This is a genomic window from Albimonas marina, from assembly GCF_029223255.1.
Taxonomy (GTDB): Bacteria; Pseudomonadota; Alphaproteobacteria; order Rhodobacterales; family Rhodobacteraceae; genus Albimonas.
On record NZ_JARHUC010000003.1, the window covers coordinates 1 to 14,596 of the forward strand.

At 70.6% G+C, this 14,596-nt stretch carries 13 protein-coding genes; 8 read left to right on the forward strand and 5 right to left on the reverse strand.

What is annotated here, in order from left to right:
- The first annotated feature begins 127 nt into the window (after nt 1–127).
- The 6 genes from P2H44_RS07630 to P2H44_RS07655 all read left to right on the forward strand — a co-directional run bounded on the left by P2H44_RS07630 (nt 128) and on the right by P2H44_RS07655 (nt 4,796).
- A complete protein-coding gene (locus tag P2H44_RS07630; protein ID WP_275762896.1) occupies nt 128–355 on the forward strand; it encodes a hypothetical protein in 228 nt (75 codons plus the stop codon).
- Between the two features lie 34 nt (nt 356–389).
- Nucleotides 390–728, forward strand: coding sequence for a hypothetical protein (locus P2H44_RS07635; protein ID WP_275762897.1), 339 nt, complete (start codon nt 390–392; stop codon nt 726–728).
- 126 nt (nt 729–854) lie between these two features.
- Nucleotides 855–1,625 carry a PEP-CTERM sorting domain-containing protein gene (locus P2H44_RS07640; protein WP_275762898.1) on the forward strand — a complete coding sequence of 257 codons (771 nt, stop codon included), beginning with the start codon at nt 855–857 and terminating at the stop codon, nt 1,623–1,625.
- A gap of 270 nt (nt 1,626–1,895) precedes the next feature.
- A complete protein-coding gene (locus P2H44_RS07645) occupies nt 1,896–2,333 on the forward strand; it encodes a pentapeptide repeat-containing protein (protein WP_275762899.1) in 438 nt (145 codons plus the stop codon).
- A gap of 613 nt (nt 2,334–2,946) precedes the next feature.
- Nucleotides 2,947–4,161, forward strand: coding sequence for an amidohydrolase (locus P2H44_RS07650; RefSeq protein ID WP_462976270.1), 1,215 nt, complete (start codon nt 2,947–2,949; stop codon nt 4,159–4,161).
- Entirely contained in the window at nt 4,158–4,796 is a 639-nt protein-coding gene (locus tag P2H44_RS07655; protein ID WP_275762900.1) for a glutathione S-transferase family protein, read from the forward strand. Before P2H44_RS07650 ends, P2H44_RS07655 begins: the two co-directional genes overlap by 4 nt.
- 102 nt (nt 4,797–4,898) lie before the next feature.
- Here the strand turns inward: P2H44_RS07655 and P2H44_RS07660 are convergent, their stop codons facing one another.
- Complete coding sequence (locus P2H44_RS07660; RefSeq protein WP_275762901.1) at nt 4,899–5,861, reverse strand: leishmanolysin-related zinc metalloendopeptidase; 963 nt, start codon at nt 5,859–5,861, stop codon at nt 4,899–4,901.
- A 121-nt stretch (nt 5,862–5,982) separates the two neighbouring features.
- On the reverse strand, nt 5,983–7,305 hold the full coding sequence (locus P2H44_RS07665; RefSeq protein ID WP_275762902.1) for a mechanosensitive ion channel family protein: 1,323 nt from the start codon (nt 7,303–7,305) through the stop codon (nt 5,983–5,985).
- Between the two features lie 124 nt (nt 7,306–7,429).
- Between P2H44_RS07665 and P2H44_RS07670 the strand changes: the two genes are divergently transcribed.
- Complete coding sequence (locus tag P2H44_RS07670) at nt 7,430–8,755, forward strand: alpha/beta hydrolase (protein ID WP_275762903.1); 1,326 nt, start codon at nt 7,430–7,432, stop codon at nt 8,753–8,755.
- 62 nt (nt 8,756–8,817) lie between these two features.
- The gene (gene pip, locus P2H44_RS07675; protein WP_275762904.1) at nt 8,818–9,774 is read left to right on the forward strand and encodes a prolyl aminopeptidase; all 957 of its coding nucleotides are present in this window, start codon (nt 8,818–8,820) and stop codon (nt 9,772–9,774) included.
- A gap of 72 nt (nt 9,775–9,846) precedes the next feature.
- On the opposite strand, the gene P2H44_RS07680 is transcribed toward pip, so the two are convergent.
- The 3 genes from P2H44_RS07680 to P2H44_RS07690 form a co-directional block, all read right to left on the reverse strand.
- Nucleotides 9,847–11,277, reverse strand: coding sequence for an amidase (locus P2H44_RS07680; protein ID WP_275762905.1), 1,431 nt, complete (start codon nt 11,275–11,277; stop codon nt 9,847–9,849).
- 826 nt (nt 11,278–12,103) lie between these two features.
- Nucleotides 12,104–13,270: an acyl-CoA dehydrogenase family protein gene (locus tag P2H44_RS07685; protein ID WP_275762906.1), complete on the reverse strand. Its 1,167-nt coding sequence runs from the start codon at nt 13,268–13,270 to the stop codon at nt 12,104–12,106.
- Nucleotides 13,271–13,299: 29 nt separating this feature from the next.
- Complete coding sequence (locus P2H44_RS07690) at nt 13,300–14,496, reverse strand: CaiB/BaiF CoA transferase family protein (protein WP_275762907.1); 1,197 nt, start codon at nt 14,494–14,496, stop codon at nt 13,300–13,302.
- Nucleotides 14,497–14,596 lie beyond the last annotated feature (100 nt).

Here is a 14,596-nt window from a genome sequence, read left to right on the forward strand (position 1 = left end):
CGCTGTCCAGCACCAAGCGAACCGCGCGATCGCGGACCTCAGGGGAGAACTTGTTCGTCGTCTTGCTCATGGGGCTCCATCCTACTCAGGAGTGGGAGCCTCCGGCAGACCCGGAGCGGTTCACCCCTTGAAGGAGCGGCTTAAGAGCGCCAGGGCAGCCCGCCGGCTGGAGCGGAACTTCTGGCGCCTTCGAGTCGTCCTGTGCGCCGGCTTTCTGGCCTTCTGCATGCTGCCCCACCACCCGTCGACCGCCGCGAGTGAGGACGTCGCGTGGGCGCTGTTCGGTGGGTTCGTGACCCTCGGGCTCATCGGGCTGGCGGTGATCGAGGTGGCGGCGTGGCTGGACAAAGACTGACGCTGCCGGCCCGGGCTCGGTCGGATGGATCGACATGAGCGGTCTGTTCGGCGACGAGCTGCCGGATGCGACTCGCCCCGGCGTCGAGCCGGAGAACCTCTCCACGGCCGTGCGCCAGCGCCGCGTCGAATCCAGCGGTGGGCGGAGGATCATCGGCGGCTATTGTGCGAGCGCGGAGGGGTCGGTGGGCCCAACTGAGGACGCTCAGGAATTTCCCCCGAGCCTTGGCCACCTCCCGCCGGGCGGTGTTCAGGCGCTTGCGGCGGTGGCTATCGGCAGTTGCAATGCCGCCGCGCTCGCGAGATGCACTATACTCGACTTCGTCTCCGAAGGCCCGCGCCTGGGTGGCGCGGGCCTTTCGTCGTTCTGGTGAGCAGAAAGGGCAGTGCATGACTCTGCCAGATCCTCAGCCCTCGGCGTACGATTGGAACTAGCTAGGAAATCATGCGCGAATCCATTAGGCTATTGTCGCGATCTTCGGAGATGGGGAAGTCCGACAATGCATCGTTCAGCCTTCGCACACGCAGTTTCCGCGCTTGTTTTCAGCGCCTTCGCCGCCTCACCGGCCCTCGCAATTCCCGTCGCGGTCGACCTCACCGGATGGACCCAAGAGGGGTCCGGTACCTGGACTGTGCAGACTGGGAATGACTCGGTCTTGCAGACCTCCAACGCGGATCCCGGCGTCTTCTATGGCCCGGACAATGCCTTGGGTCAGCTCCTGCATGGGACCATCAAGGTTCAGACCACCTCTGACGACGACTTCATCGGCTTCGTGCTGGGATTCGTCGGAGGAGACCTGACCGCTCCTACGGCATCCACAGCGTACCTGCTGGTGGACTGGAAGCAGAACGACCAGAGTCCGGCTGTCGACGGCTTGGCCATCTCGCTCGTGACGGGAGGCATTCTGGGCGGCCTGACCAACAATGCCTGGCAGCACACCGGGACGGTGTCAGAGATCGCCAGAGGAACGAACCTCGGTTCGACTGGCTGGGCGGACAACACCGAGTATAGCTTTGACCTCGAGTACACAGCGTCGCGTGTTCGGATCTATGTCGACGGCGTGCTCGAAATCGACATCACCGCGACCGACGCAGGCCTGAGCCAGTTCACGGCAGGCGCCTTCGGCTTCTACAACTACTCCCAGTCCAACGTGCTCTATGCTGGCATTACCGAAGCCAACGCCTCGGTTCCGTTGCCGGCAACTCTGCCCATGTTGGGCGTTGCGCTCGGTGGATTGGGTCTGTTCGTGAGGCGTCGGTCGGCTGCGTAGCTGACGACGGTGGCAGGCCGAGCTACGTTGCACGTGGCCGCCGGGTGACCAAGTGGACCCGCGCCTTCATTGCGCGGGCCACATTCAAAGGTTGGACAGCCTTGGAGCGCCCGACAGCGCGATCATCGCATGATTTCAATCTGACCCACTACTAGGCGCGGAGCGGGAAATCTTCCCCGAGCGCACTTGTTCCCGGACCCATCCGGCCCCCATGTGTCGCGACGAGGATACGGCGTTTCCATCCCCAACGCCACCCGACGGGAACCCGACATGCGACCACTCCTCCTGCTCGTCGCTACGACTCTCCCGACGGCCGCCGCTGCTCAGGAAACCACGCTCACGCAATTGCGCGCGATGGGTCGCTGTGGCGGCTGCGCGGTCGCCGGGGCGCATCTCTCGGGGGGGCTCCTGACAGGGCTCGACATGACGGGCGCCACGATAGTCGACGCGCGCTTCGACGGCGCCCGTCTTTTCATCGCGCTGTTCGACGGCGCGGTGCTGCAGCGGGTCAGTTTTGCCGGCGCCAACCTCCGCGGCGCCTCTTTCGCGGGGGCTCGGCTGACCGACGTCTCCTTCAAGGACGCCGACCTGAGCGGAGCCGTGTTCGACAGCGCCATACTTGAAAGCACCGATTTGAGCGACGCGCGTCTGTGCAACACACAGTTGCCCAATGATACGATGGCGAACGACGACTGCGCCGCTCGTTAGATTCGCGCGTAGTCGAAACTTCTGTCGCAAGCCATTGAGATACGCGTAGGGGCGCTATCTCGGAAAGATGCTCGCGACTGTGGGGTTGGTGCTCGTTTCAACTGTCTGTCCAAGTTATTGATTCCATTAGGATTGAAACGGAGCGCGCAATTGAAACAGGCATTGCCCTAGAACGCCTTTCGCCAACCTACGAATCTGGGGGTCGGGGGTTCGAATCCTCCCCGGCGCGCCAACCTCCCCAACATCGCCGAACGCTGCCGAACCGCTGCGAGCGCATGATGCGCGGGCTGCTGCTTCGCGCGTCGGTCTCGACCGAAGCGACCGGCCCGCGGCCCCCGCTCTCAGGACCAATCTCTCGCCATCGTTCTGCGCCGACGCTCCGCTTCTCGACCGCGCCGGGTCGATCCGCGCGCGGGCATGTCGCCCAAGGCCTCGACCCCGCCACGCGTCCACCAGCGCGCCAGGCCCCGCCGTACCCGCTCCTCGGCTCCCCGCCCCTCCCCCCGGCCCCCATTGACCCCGCCCCCGTCGGCGCCGCAGGCTCCCGGCTTCGGCCCGCATGCGCCTCTGCGGCGCGCTCCGCCTCTCCCGGCGGGCCGCAGGAGATCCGCCCATGAACGACATGTCGGCCTCGCCCGCGCCTCTCGGCCGCCATTCCGCCCGCATCGCCGCCCTCCATGCCGAGGCGACCGCCTGGCGCCGCGACATCCACGCCAACCCCGAGATCGGCTTCGAGGAGCACCGCACCTCCGCCCTGATCCAGGAGAAGCTGAAGGAATTCGGCGTCGACGAGATCCTGACCGGCCTCGGGCGCACCGGCGTCGTGGGCATCGTCCACGGCAAGACGCCCGGCAAGATGATCGGCCTGCGCACCGACATCGACGCCCTGCCGATGCAGGAGCGCACGGGCCTGCCCTACGCCTCGACCAACCCCGGCAAGATGCACGCCTGCGGCCACGACGGGCACACCGCCATGCTGCTGGCGACGGCCAAGATCCTCGCCGACACCCGCGACTTCGCGGGCTCCGTCGCGCTGATCTTCCAGCCGGCGGAGGAAGGCGGCGGCGGCGGGCGCGAGATGGTCGAGGACGGCATGTTCGACAAGGCCCCGTGCGAGACGGTCTGGGGCCTGCACAACATGCCCGACCAGCCGCTGGGGACCTTCACCGCGCTGCCGGGCCCGACCATGGCCGGCATCGACTATTTCGACATCGCCTTCGAGGGGCAGGGCACCCACGCGGGCGTGCCCCACGCGGGCGTCGACACCGTGCTGACCGCGGCGCATTTCGTGACCACCGTGCAGTCGATCCCCGGCCGGAACCTCTCGCCCTTCGAAACCATCGCGGTCGGCATCTCGATGATCAAGGGCTCCGACGCCTACGTGGTGATGGGCGACCGGGCGGTCGTCGGCGGCTCGGTCCGCTTCTTCTCCGACGCGGCGCGCGACAAGACGGAAGGAAGGCTGCGCAGGCTGGCGGCCTCGGTCGCCGAGGGCTTCGACTGCAAGGCCGTGGTCGACTACCGCCGCAACTACCCGCCCTGCATCAACCCGCACGAGGAGGCCGAGATCGCCGCCCAGGTGGCCGAGACCGTCGTGGGCGCCGAGGCGGTCTCCCGCACGGGCGAGCCCTGCATGGCCGGCGAGGACTTCGCCTTCATGCTCAACGCCCGCCCCGGCCACTACATCTGGATGGGCACGGCCGCCGAGGGCCACGTCTCCGGCCGGCTGCACTATCCCGACTACAACTTCAACGACGACGCCATTCCGCTGGGCGTCGCCTACTGGCTGGCGCTGGTCGACCGCCTGCTGCCGGCGGACGCGGCATGATCGATTTCTACACCTGGACGACGCCCAACGGCCGCAAGGTCTCGATCCTGCTCGAGGAGCTGGGCGTCGCCTACGAGACCCATGCCGTGAACATCGGCAAGGACGAGCAGTTCGCGCCCGAGTTCCTCTCGGTCGCGCCCAACAACAAGATCCCCGCCATCGTCGACCGCCAGACCGGGCAGACGCTGATGGAGAGCGGCGCGATCATGCTCTACCTCGCCAAGAAGCACGGCAGGTTCCTCACCGAGGGCGGCGAGGAATGGCGGGTGGTCGAGTGGCTGATGTGGCAGATGGCGGGCTTCGGCCCGATCCTGGGCCAGGTGCATCACTTCCACTTCTTCCACCCCGGCAAGTCCGACTACGCCGAGGCCCGCTTCGGCGCCGAGGCGCGCCGCCTCTACGGCGTGCTCGACGCCCGCCTGCGGGATCGCGACTACGTGGCGGGGCAGGGGGCGGGGGCCTACTCGATCGCCGACATGGCGATCTGGCCCTGGGCCGCGCGGTTCGAGCGCCAGGGGATCGACCTCAAGGACTATCCCGGCGTGCTCGCCTGGTATCGCCGCATCGCCGAGCGTCCGGCCGTGGTCCGCGGCTACGACGTGCCCGCGACGGGCGAGGCGATTCCGATGCCCTGAGCGGGCGCCCCGACCTGAAGCCCTGAAACGCCTGCGGCGCGCCCCCCGGCCGGGAGGCGCGCCGCAGATCCGCACCCGCGGGGGGCGCAGGCGAAGCCGCCCTCAGCCGCGCTTGCGCGACCGCACGGCCAGGACCAGCAGGCCGCCGGCCAGCAGCGCGCCGGGCAGGGGCAGGGGCACCGGGTTCGAATAGACCGTCGCGTAGCCCAGGTCCTCGAAGCTCGCGATGGTGGTCATCGAGGTGTAGGTCGGCGCGTCCAGGTAGCCCGTCATCAGCTCCGGGTTGCCGGTGGAGGCGGCGACCGGCGCCAGCGGGTTGTAGCTGGCGAAAAGCTGCTCGTCCCAGTGCGAATAGGCGGTGCCGCTTCCGCCCTCGTCCTCGACCGGAACGAAGGTCGCGAGCGGGTCGAACTCGGCCTGGTAGGCCGCCAGGCCGTTGGCGCCGGTGTAGCTCGTGTCCGTGCCGGTCCCGTCCGTCGCCAGCACGAAGTCCCAGAAGAACGAGGTGAAGCCCAGCACGTGGGCCATCTCGTGGATGATCACCGCGTCGAAGTTGCCGCCGCCCTCGAGCGCGGCGACGTCGGCCGTGTCGAAGTTCATCGAGCCCGCGGAGGTGACGATCACGTTGCTCGTCGAGGGCGTGACGCCGGTGTAGCCTCCCGTGGCGACGATGTTCGTCGCCCCCGCGGAGGCGAGCGTATTGCCCGGTCCGTCGATGGCCACGAAATTCGCGTTGATCACGACCGGGCCGACCACGTTGTTCATGAAGTCGGCCAGGCCCGGGTCGCGATAGCCTAGGATCTTGCTCTCCCAGTACGCCTCGGCGTTCTGGAACGAGGCGACCTGGCTCGCCGTCGGCGTGCCGCTGAAATTCAGGCTGATGTCGAAGGAGCCGTAGACGACGCTGCTCGGCTTGGCGGAGACCGGGGCGGAGCCGACGCTCCGGGCCGTGGGCGTCATCTCGGTCGTGAACGGCGCGACCCCGATCTGAAGCGCCGAGGCGGACGTCGCCCCCATCGCGATGAACCCGCCGAGACCGACGGCGGCCAACCAAACGAACCGCATGCTACACCCCTCCAAGGCACCACGCTCCACACGCTTTCAAGGGTTAGCATTCGTTAAATCATTCGTCCACGTGGAATTTCCGTGGCGGCGCCTTTCGGGGGCCGGGGCGGGCGGCGCGCGCTCAGTCGGCGGGCGGGGCGGCCTTGCGGCGGCCCGGCGTCTCGACGATGCGCACGTCGCGCTGGGGGAAGGGGATCTCGATCCCGTGGGCCTGGAAGGCGTCCCACAGGGCCAGGAACACCGCGCCGCGCACGTTGGTCAGCCCCTTGGCGGGATCGTGGATCCAGAAGCGCAGCACGAAGTCGACCGAGCTGTCGCCGAAGGCCGTCACGTGGCACACCGGCGCGGGGTCCGAGCTGACCCGCGCCACCGCCTGCGCCGCCTCGACCGCGATCCGGCGCACCGCGTGCGGGTCGGAGGCGTAGGCCACCCCGAAGGTCACGTCCAGGCGCACCAGCTCCGAGGAATAGGACCAGTTCACCACCTGCCCGGTGATCAGGTCCTCGTTGGGGATCAGGTACTCCCGCCCGTCCCGCGTGACGACCGAGACGTAGCGCGCGTTCAGCCCCGAGATCCACCCGAACGTGTCCCCCAGCGAGATCACGTCCCCCGGCTTGATCGACTTGTCCACCAGCAGGATCACGCCCGAGACCAGGTTCGAGACCACCTTCTGCAGCCCGAAGCCCACCCCCAGCCCGATCGCGCCCGAGAAGACCGCCAGCGAGGTCAGGTCGAACCCCGCCACGTTCAGCGCCGCCGCCGCGGCCGCCACGAAGATCGCGAAGGCGGCCACCTTCTCGGTCAGCACCCGCATCGAGGGCGAGATCTCCTCGACCCCCGCCAGCCGCCGCCGCAGCACCGCCAGCGCCCAGCGCGCCAGCCAGATCAGCGCGATCAGCGCGATCACGCCCCGCGCGACCGTCAGCGCCGAGACGCGCCGCTCGGCGATGGTCACCGCCACCCCGTCCAGCGCCTCCATCAGCGCGCCGGCCTGTCCCAGCACCAGGGCGGTGGCGAAGATCAGCCCGCCCCAGCGCGCCGTTCGCCGCAGCAGCGGGTTGCGGATCAGCCGCACCGCGATGCCCACGCCCGCCCAGACCGCCGCGAGCTGCGCCGCCAGCGCGATGAGATGCGAGCGCGACGGCCAGGTGACCTCGGCCATGCCCGCCGCCGTCGCCCAGGCGACGAGGGCGAAGGCGATCAGCCCCAGCCGATCCCTGACCAGCACCAGCGCCCGCGCCGCCGGCGGCGTCAGCGAGCGCGCGCGCATCCAGGCGTCCATCCGCGGATGCGCCCACCGCCCGATCCCCCACGCCGCGAGCGCCAGCGCCGCGATCAGCCCCAGCTGCGCCAGGCGCCACGGCTGGATCATCGCCACCAGCTCGTTGCGCAGCCCCGGCAGCAGCAGCTGCGCCTGGGCGAGAAGGTCTTCGAGGTCGGTCATCGCGTTCCAGTCTCGCCGCCCGCCGCCGCCGAGGGAAGGGGCTTCGCGCGCGGCTCGCGGAAGGCTTCTGGACGGCGCGCGCGGCTGCTAGGCTGGACGCTCCGAAAGCCGAGGGGGGCGTCTCATGCATTCGATCCGCGTCGAACACCGCAGCGGGGCCGCGCCTGCGGCCGGCCCGCGCCGGCGACTGCGCCGCCTGCTCGCGCTCCCCCTCCTGCTCCTCGCAGCCTGCTCCGGCTCCTACGACGAGCTGGAGCTGCTGCCGCCGCCGATCCTGTATTCCTCGGGCGCGCTCGACCCGTTCGCGGGCATCGACTCGGCCGACTACGCCCTGCTCGACGAACTGCTCTACGTCACCGGCCGGCGCCCCGCGGCCGCCGGGGAGCCCCAGGCCCATTACGCCGACGCCCGCGCCCCGGTGATGCGCGCGGGCGTGGCGCGGGTGAAGGTGGACCCGCCCTTCCGCGACCTCGACGAGATCCGCGCGGCGACCGTGATGGGCGAGGACGGCGCCGCGCGCACCATCTCGGTGGCCTCGGTCGAGGAGATCGGCGTGCTGCCCGCCGGCCTCACCGACTTCCACGCGCTCTCCGCGCAGGACCCCGCCGTCGCCGCCGCGGGCGAGGCCTTCGCCGCGCGCGTGGACCAGCACCTCGCCGTCTCCGGCCGGCGGGACGTCTTCATCTTCGTCCACGGCTACAACGTGAACTTCGAATACCCGCTGCTGGTCTCGAGGGAGTGGCAGCACTACCTGGGCGACGCCGGCGCCTTCATCGCCTTCGCCTGGCCCGCCACCCCCAGCCGCTTCGCCTATTTCAAGGACATCGAGACGGCCGAGGCCTCGGTCCGCGACCTTCGGGTGCTGCTCGACTTCCTGCGCGACCGCACGCAGGTCGAGCGCATCCACCTCATCGGCTACAGCGCCGGCTCCCGCCTGGTGCTGCGCACCCTCCAGCAGACGGCGCTGATGCACGCGGGCGGGGCCGCGGCGCCGCCCCTGGGCGAGGTGATCCTGATCGGCTCGGACGTGGACCCCAAGCTCTTCCTCCAGGTCCTCGCCGACGGCGCGCTGGAGGTGGTCGAGCGGCTGATGGTCTACATGTCGGGCACGGACTCGGCGCTGTCGATGTCGGCCCTGCTCCTCGACCGCCGCCCCCTGGGCCGCAGCTGGTCGCCCGAGGAGGCCCCCGCCGAAATCGTCGCCCGCCTCGCCGAGCTCGACACGCTGGAGCTGATCGACGTCACCGCCTCCGAGAACGTCGACGCCGGCAACGGCCACTGGTACTTCCGCGCCTCCCCCTGGGTGCGCTCGGACCTGGTCGGCGCGCTGCTCTCGCGCGAGCCCGCGGCGCGCCGCGGCCTGACCCGCCCCCCCGGCGAGGCCCGCTGGCGGTTCCCCGAGGACTATCCCGCCCGCCTCGAGGCGGCGGTGAAGACCTGGACGCCCTGACCCCAGGCCGCGGTCCCCTCCCGGCCGCGGTCCCTTCCTCCCTCCCCGAAAGGTCGCCCCGGATGACGGCGCTGCGCGAGCTATATCCCCCCATCGAGCCCTACGAGACCGGGCACATGGACGTCGGCGACGGCCACCGAATCTACTACGAGCGCGTCGGAACCCCCGGCGCCCGCCCGGCGGTGTTCCTGCACGGCGGGCCGGGCGGCGGGATCGATCCCGATCACCGCCGCCTCTTCGACCCCGCCCGCTACGACCTCCTGCTCTTCGACCAGCGCGGCTGCGGCCGCTCCGAGCCGCACGCCTCGCTCGAGGCCAACACCACCTGGCATCTGGTCGAGGACATCGAGCGTCTGCGCGCCCTCGTGGGCTGCGAGCGCTGGCTGGTCTTCGGCGGCTCCTGGGGCTCGACCCTCGCGCTCGCCTACGCGCAGACCCACCCCGAGCGGGTCGACGCGCTGATCCTGCGCGGCGTCTACACGGTCGCCCGCGCCGAGATCGACTGGTACTACCGCCGGGGCGTCTCCGAGATGTTCCCCGACGCGTGGGAGCGGTTCGTGGCCCCGATCCCCGAAGCCGAGCGCGACGACCTGATCCGCGCCTTCCGCAAGCGCCTGACCTCGCAGAACGAGGCCGAGCGGCTGGAGGCCGCCCGCGCCTGGTCGATGTGGGAGGGCACGACCATCACTCTCCTGCCGCCCGGCGACGTCGAGGCCAGGTTCGGCGACCCCCGCTTCGCCCTCGCCTTCGCGCGGCTGGAGAACCACTACTTCCTGCACGACTGCTGGCTGCGCCCCGGCCAGCTCCTGGACGAGGCGCACAAGCTGGCGGGCATCCCCGGCGAGATCATCCACGGCCGCTACGACATGCCCTGTCCCCTGCGCACCGCCTGGGAGCTTCACAAGCGCTGGCCGGAGGCGGACCTGCACATCGTCGAGGGCGCGGGCCACTCCGCCGCCGAACCCGGCATCCGCGACCGCCTCCTGCGCGCCACCGACCGCTTCGCGGAGGTTCGCTGAGCGGGCCGGGCGCCCACGAAAAAGGGCGCCGCGGTCCCCCCGCGGCGCCCCAACCTCAAGCCCTCATGCCGCTCAGCCCCTCGGGTCGATCGGCGCGATCGGGCCGATGCCGCGCTCCAGCACCGCGCCGGCGTTCAGCAGCGCCCGGTCGCCGTAGCGGGCCGAGATCAGCTGCACGCCCATCGGCTTGCCCGGAACCGTGTCCACCGGGACCGAGAAGCCCGGCAGGCCGATGGTGGGCGTGCCGGTCAGCGGCGCCATCGCGGCGAAGAAGGCGTCGGCGTCGAGGTCGTCGCGCTGGTCGTAATCCTCCTCGAAGGGCTTCGACCAGCAGGTGGCGGTCAGGATCAGCGGATGCTCGGCCAGGAACACCTGCCACTCGCGCAGCATCGTCGAGCGCTTCGCGATCAGCTTCAGCATCCCGTCGCGGTCGGCGATCTCGGGCACGCCGCGCAGCGTCACCTCGAGGGCGCGCTTCATCTTCGCGTCGCCGATCTCCTCCATCATCCCCGCCAGGCCCGCGCGCATCTCGTTGCCCAGCACGATCCGCCAGTACTCCACCGCCTCCTGGAACGAGGGCGTGGGGACCTCGACCACTTCGTAGCCCGCGTCCGCCAGGATCGCGCCGGCCTTGCGGATCGCGGCCGAGACCGCGGGGTCGGTGGGGAAGTCGGGGCTCTCGGCCGCCATCGCCACCTTGCAGGGCGCGTGCTCCAGCGGCGCGAACATCCCCGTCGAGGGGGTCTGCCAGACGTCGCGCGGATCGGGCTTCGCCATCGCCAGCATCGCCAGGCGCACGTCCTCGACCGAGCGCGCCAGCGGCCCCTGGACCGAGCTCATCTGGCTCACGATCATCCGCTCGGCGAGCTGGGAGGGGCTGTAGGCCCCCGCGATCCCCGCCGTGGGCCGCAGCCCGTAGAGCCCGCAGTGATAGGCCGGCCCGCGGACCGAGCCGCCGATGTCGTTGCCATGCCCCATCGCCCCGATGCCGGCGGCGGTGGCCGAGCCCGCGCCGCCCGAGGACCCGCCGGGCGTGATCGTGGAATCGTGCGGGTTCACGGTCATCCCGTGCAGGTCGTTCGAGGTGAAGGCCCGCATCGAGAAGCAGGGCGTGTTGGTGCGCCCGATGATGACGCCGCCCGCCGCCTTGATCGCCCGCACGACCGAGCCGTCCTCGGGCGCGATCAGGTCCTTGAACTTCACCACGCCGTTGGTGGTGGCGCGGCCCTTGTAGTCGACGTTGATCTTCACCGTCACCGGCACGCCGTGCAGGGGCCCGGAGGGGCCGGTCTTCCTCAGCGCTTCGTCCGCGGCCTTAGCCGCCTCCATCGCCTGCTCGGGCAGGGGGTCGACCACGGCGTTGAGGGCGGGGTTCGCCGCCTCCATCCGCGCCAGCGCGCTCTGCGTCGCCTCGACCGACGAGATCTTGCCGGCGGCGATGGCCGAGGCGAGTTCCGAGGCCGTCCAGGACCAGAGCTCGGTTGCGGCGGGCATGTCGGCCATGGGGCGCGTTCCTTCTGCGAGGTGGCCCGCGCGGGAGGATGGGGGCGAGGGCCGGCGCGTCGCCCGGCGCTCCGCGGCCCGGTGCGCGCTCCGTCGCGGCGGAGGCGCCGGGCCGCCCGCGGGCGGCCGCCGCCGGACGCCTGTCCCGGCGGGCGAGGGGGAGGCGCGCGGCCCGACGCGGGCCGCGCTGCCCGGAAGCCTACCCGTTCCCGGCCCCGTCGCGACCCCGAAGCGACCGGGGCGGCGTTCCGACGCATACGCGCATATCGCCCTCGGATACGCCCGTCCGCAGGACGCAGGCGCCCCGGCGCGCCCGCTCCGCGGCCGCGACCGCCCCGCCCTGCGTCCCCATCGAGGCGGGGCAGTGGGAGAGGGCGGAGAAAGGCGGGGAGGGGTCTAGGTCAGTGCGAGCGGTTCGGGCGCATCGCCCGCCGCAAGCGTTGGAGGCGCGAACGTCGCCGTCCGTGCGAGCCCGCCCGAAATGGGCGGGCCATCGCCGTCAGCCCTGATTTTCACTTATTTTATTGAAATAATTAAAAAATAATTTTAGTGGCTGTCCCTCGTGCCTCGTCCCCTCGCCGAACACGGGGCGATCAGGGAAACCCAGACCGGCTCGGCCCCTCTTCGATGCGCCTCGGTCATCTCCGCCGCGGGAACCGCAAGCCTTCAAGCGCGCCCTCGCCTCCCCGCCGCGACGCTCTCCGCCGGCCGTCCGGGCGCGCCGCTCCCGGCGCGCCCAAGCCCGCCCGCAGGGCGCCTCCGTCCCTCCGCCTCGCGCGCCCTGCGCGAGGCTTCCGGCTGGGGGCGGCCCGCGCCTTCGCCCGCCTCAGTAGGACTTCGGCAGCCCCAGCACCCGCTCTGCGATGAAGCACAGCGCCAGCTGCGGCGAGACCGGGGCGATCCGCGGGATCAGGCTTTCGCGCAGGTAGCGCTCGACGTGGTATTCCTTGGCGTAGCCGAAGCCGCCATGGGTCATCACGGCCTGCTGGCAGGCGTCGAAGCCCGCCTCGCCCGCGAGGTACTTCGCCATGTTGGCCGAGGCGCCGCAGGGCATGCCGTTGTCGTACTCCCACGCCGCCTTCATCGTCACCCACCAGGCCGCCTCCAGCGCCGCATACTTCTGCGCCAGCGGGTGCTGGATCGCCTGGTTCCGGCCGATGGGCCGGTTGAAGACGATCCGCTCCTTCGCATAGGCCGTGGCCTTGCGCAGGGCGGCGAAGCCAAGCCCCACCGCCTCGGCCGCGATCAGGATCCGCTCCGGGTTCATGCCGTCGAGGATGTAGCGGAAACCCTTGCCCTCCTCGCCGATGCGGTCGGCCTCGGGGATCTCGAAATCCTCGAAGAACAGCTCGTTCGAGTCGACCGCCTTGCGGCCCATCTTCTCGATCTCGTTCACCCGGATCCGCTCGCGGTCGAAGGGGGTGTAGAACAGGCTCAGCCCCTCGGTCGGGGTCTTCACCTCCTCCATCGGGGTGGTGCGCGCCAGCAGCAGGATGTTGTCGGCCACCTGCGCGGTCGAGATCCACACCTTCTGCCCGTTCACCACGTAGCGGTCGCCCTGCTTCTCGGCCCGCAGCTTCAGCTGGGTGGTGTTCAGCCCGGTGTTGGGCTCGGTCACCCCGAAGCAGGCCTTCGCCCGCCCCTCGGCCATCGGCCGGATCATCCGGTCCTTCTGCTCGTCGGTTCCGAACACGTCGACCGGCTTCAGCCCGAAGATGTTGATGTGCACGGCCGAGGCGCCCGACAGCCCCGCCCCCGACTCCGCGATCTCGCGCATCATGATCGAGGCCTCGGTCACCCCCAGCCCCGCGCCGCCCTGCGCCTCCTTCGTGCAGATGCCCAGCCAGCCTTCGGCGGCGAGCGCGTCGTAGAAGTCGGTGGGAAAGCCGCCCTCGCGATCCCGCTTCAGCCAGTAGGCGTCGTCGAAATTCGCGCAGATCCGCGCGATGGCGTCCTTGATCTGGGCCTGGTCGTCGGTGAGGGCGAAGTCCATGGGAAACCTCCTTGGGATCAGGCGTCGGGTCAGGCGGGGCGGCGCAGGGCGCCGGCCTCGGCCAGGGCGGCGATCTCGGTCTCGGAGAAGCCGGCCTCGGCGAGCACCGCCTCGCCGTCGACGCCGAGCCCCGGCGCCGCCCGGTCCGGCGCGGCCGGCGTGCGCGAGAAGCGCGCCGGCACCGCCATGCCCAGGATCGTCCCTTCCGTGGGATGCTCCTCCCGCCGGAAGAACCCGGTGGCGGTGAGGTGCGGATCCTCGAGCAGGCTCTCGAAGCTGTGCATCGGCATGGCGGGGATGTCCGCCTCCTGGAACAGCTCCAGCCACTCCTCCGTCGTGCGCGTCTGCAGGATCGCCGACAGCTCCGAGTAGACGAGGTTGATGTTGGCCATCCGCGCCGCGAAGGTCGCGTAACGCTCGTCCGCCGCCGGCATCTCCGGCCGGCCGATGGCGGCGAAGAACCTCCGCCAGTGCGCGTCGGTGTAGACCAGCGCGCAGATCCAGCCGTCCGCGGTCGCATAGGGCCGCCGGTCGGGCGAGAGGTGCCGCGGATAGCCCGAGGGCCCATGCGGCGGGTCGTAGACCAGCCCCCCCATGTGGTCGCCCATCACCATCGCGGCCATGGTCTCGAACATCGGGATCTCGACCCGCTGGCCGAGGCCCGAGCGCTCCCGCTCGATCACCGCCGCCAGGATCGCGTTCACCGCCGCCAGCCCCACGATGCGGTCGGCCGCGGCGGTGGGGATGTAGGCGGGCGCGCGGCCGGATCGCTCGAAGGCGTGCGGGATCCCCGCCGCGCCCTGGATCAGGTCGTCGTAGGCGGGCCGGTCCGCGTAGGGCCCGCGCTGGTCGAAGCCCACCAGGGCGGCCTGGATCAGCCGCGGGTTCGCCGCGGCCAGCGCCTCGGCCCCCAGCCCCAGCCGCTCCATCGCCCGCGGGCGCACGTTGGTCACCAGCACGTCCATGCCCGCGGCGAGGCGCAGCAGCGCCTCCGCCCCGCCCGGCGCCTTGAGATCCATCGCGACCGAGCGCTTGCCCCGGTTCGCGTTCAGGAACACCGGCCCCATGCCGGGATTGCGCTGGGGGGCGATCTGGCGGGTCACGTCGCCGTCGGGCACCTCCACCTTGATCACGTCCGCCCCCATCTCGGCCATCACCTGGGTGGCGTAGGGGCCCATCAGGACCGAGGTCAGATCGAGGATGCGCAGGCCTGCGAGCGGTCCCATGGGGGCGGCGTCTCCTTCCCGTTGTCCATGATCATGGACAAATCGTTCTTCATTTGGGATAGGGATAGCCTGCGCCCCGCCCGCCGTCAATCTGCCGGCC

What these genes read in the sequence shown, in the direction of transcription:
- P2H44_RS07635 (WP_275762897.1), top strand. Translation starts at nt 390, where the DNA reads ATGAGCGGTCTGTTCGGCGACGAGCTGCCGGATGCGACTCGCCCCGGC.
- P2H44_RS07640 (WP_275762898.1), top strand. Translation starts at nt 855, where the DNA reads ATGCATCGTTCAGCCTTCGCACACGCAGTTTCCGCGCTTGTTTTCAGC.
- P2H44_RS07645 (WP_275762899.1), top strand. Translation starts at nt 1,896, where the DNA reads ATGCGACCACTCCTCCTGCTCGTCGCTACGACTCTCCCGACGGCCGCC.
- P2H44_RS07650 (WP_462976270.1), top strand. Translation starts at nt 2,947, where the DNA reads ATGAACGACATGTCGGCCTCGCCCGCGCCTCTCGGCCGCCATTCCGCC.
- P2H44_RS07655 (WP_275762900.1), top strand. Translation starts at nt 4,158, where the DNA reads ATGATCGATTTCTACACCTGGACGACGCCCAACGGCCGCAAGGTCTCG.
- P2H44_RS07660 (WP_275762901.1), bottom strand. Translation starts at nt 5,861, where the DNA reads ATGCGGTTCGTTTGGTTGGCCGCCGTCGGTCTCGGCGGGTTCATCGCG.
- P2H44_RS07665 (WP_275762902.1), bottom strand. Translation starts at nt 7,305, where the DNA reads ATGACCGACCTCGAAGACCTTCTCGCCCAGGCGCAGCTGCTGCTGCCG.
- P2H44_RS07670 (WP_275762903.1), top strand. Translation starts at nt 7,430, where the DNA reads ATGCATTCGATCCGCGTCGAACACCGCAGCGGGGCCGCGCCTGCGGCC.
- pip (WP_275762904.1), top strand. Translation starts at nt 8,818, where the DNA reads ATGACGGCGCTGCGCGAGCTATATCCCCCCATCGAGCCCTACGAGACC.
- P2H44_RS07680 (WP_275762905.1), bottom strand. Translation starts at nt 11,277, where the DNA reads ATGGCCGACATGCCCGCCGCAACCGAGCTCTGGTCCTGGACGGCCTCG.
- P2H44_RS07685 (WP_275762906.1), bottom strand. Translation starts at nt 13,270, where the DNA reads ATGGACTTCGCCCTCACCGACGACCAGGCCCAGATCAAGGACGCCATC.
- P2H44_RS07690 (WP_275762907.1), bottom strand. Translation starts at nt 14,496, where the DNA reads ATGGGACCGCTCGCAGGCCTGCGCATCCTCGATCTGACCTCGGTCCTG.